The following is a 1,929-nucleotide window of genomic DNA, read 5'->3' as shown; positions in this document are numbered from 1 at the left end:
CCGCTTCCTCGTCCGCGTGACCGCCAAGCCATGGGGCAAGGATCTTTTCCGCCGCCTCGAAACACAGGAACGCGCCACCCAGCATCAGGATCGGGGTGATCGCCCATGGCGCGAACACCTTCAGCAGCAGCGCGGCGGGCAACAGGATCAGCAGCTTGTTCTTGAGCGATCCCAGCGCGATCTTGCCGATGATCGGCAGTTCGCGCGCGGGCGACAGGCCGACGACATAGCGCGGCGTCACCGCCGCATCGTCGATCACCACGCCCGCCGCCTTGGCCCCGGCCCGGCTGGCCGCGGCGGTCACATCGTCGAGCGACGCCGCCGCCAGCTTCGCGATCGCCGCGACGTCGTCGAGCAGTGCCACCAATCCGCCAGCCATCAACAATCCCCTTGTTCCGAGACCAGACCGGTAGCGGCACCCGTGCGGCAACGCCATGGAAAGCGTGACCGCAAATATATTCCTCCGCCGTTACGGGGCTTCGGGAAAGCGCCCGCACCGGCGATCTCCGCCCGGTGACGCACCAGCCCGTTGCACGGTCTGCCATTCGCGGGCCGTCGCGGGATCGGCGACGGTGCGGCATTCGGTCGCGCCGCGTGACGTAACGACAACGTCCGTCGGCCGGACGAAGGACGCATGCTGCCGTCCTCTTCCAAAGTTTGTGCAGCGCAAAAAGATCGGGATGACTGCGTTAACCATCTTCCGTTCCGGCAGGGCGATCGGGCGATACGTGGAAAACGGCTACATCATTGCCGAAATTACCTTTCCGCGATGAACATTCCTGCATCGGGAAGGAATTTTTCCAAACATCTCCGATCATGCTGCGCCACGTTAATCTTGATATCCGCAATCCTAAGATGGTCCGAACCAAATGTTAAACCGCTTCGCGCTTGGGTAACCGCATAGTCGTACCATCAGGAAGGCAACATGCGCGCAACGATCAAGATGAAATTGGGGGCGACTTTTGCAGTCGTTTTGCTGTTACTGACCGGCATCGTCGGCCTCGGCGTGTCGCAACTGTCGTCGATCAGCGATTCGATGAGCAATCTGGTCGACGACCCCGCGACCGCGCTCGATCGCATCCAGCAGTTCAACGACGCGTCGACATCGGCGGTGGTGGCGGAGAAGAACCTCGCCCTGACCAGCGATGCGCAGTTGAAGGCGGCGCAGATGGAGGAATTGCGGCGACAGCGCGCGCGTGCGGACGAACTGATCGCCAAGGCACCGCCGATGGCCGACGAAACCGACATCGAACAATATGCCAAGATCCGCGAACAATGGAACGCGTACAAGGCGACCGCCGACAAGGCGATCGAACTGGCGCTTCAGAACAAGAATATGGAGGCCGGGCAGATTTCGCTGGGCGCCGCGCGGACCGCAGCCACGCAGATGGGCGAGATGGTCGACGAAACGGTCGAGCGTCAGCGGGGCGAGATGAAGGAAGCCAATGACGAGGGCGATGCGCTCTATGCCAGCGCGCGCCTTTGGCTGATCGGCATCGCCCTTGTCGCCATCGCCATCGCCGTCGCCGGCGCATGGTGGATCAGCCACATCGTGTCGCAGGGACTGCGTCGGGTCGGTATCGCGCTGGACGCGGTGGCGATCGGCGACCTCGACAAGGAAGTGCCCGTCACCAGCAACGACGAGATCAAGGATCTGGTCGATACCGTGAACCGCATGACCGAGTCGTTGCGCAAGTCCGCGGCGCTGGCCGATACGATCGCGCTGGGCGACCTGTCGGTCGATCACAAGCCGCTGTCGGAACAGGACAAGCTGGGCTTTGCGATGGTCGCGATGGTCGATGGCCTGCGCAAATCGGCGGCGCTGGCCGACACGATCGCGCAGGGCGACCTGTCGGTGGATCACAAGCCGCTGTCCGACAAGGACCGGCTGGGCCATGCCATGGTGTCGATGGTCACCGGTTTGCGCAC

At 63.1% G+C, this 1,929-nt stretch carries 2 protein-coding genes; one reads left to right on the top strand and one right to left on the bottom strand.

From position 1 onward, the window contains the following. The coding region (locus ASE91_RS20730) for a DUF808 family protein (RefSeq protein ID WP_443024547.1) at nt 1-379 on the bottom strand (379 nt) is incomplete at its 3' end. Nucleotides 380-925: 546 nt separating this feature from the next. Here ASE91_RS20730 and ASE91_RS19010 point away from each other — a divergent pair. Beyond that, the coding region (locus tag ASE91_RS19010) for an MCP four helix bundle domain-containing protein (RefSeq protein WP_156357883.1) at nt 926-1,929 on the top strand (1,004 nt) is incomplete at its 3' end.

Origin of the sequence: Sphingomonas sp. Leaf62, from assembly GCF_001421915.1 — a bacterium.
In the GTDB taxonomy this organism is placed as follows: domain Bacteria; phylum Pseudomonadota; class Alphaproteobacteria; order Sphingomonadales; family Sphingomonadaceae; genus Sphingomonas.
This window is presented reverse-complemented; position numbering and strand designations above follow the sequence as displayed.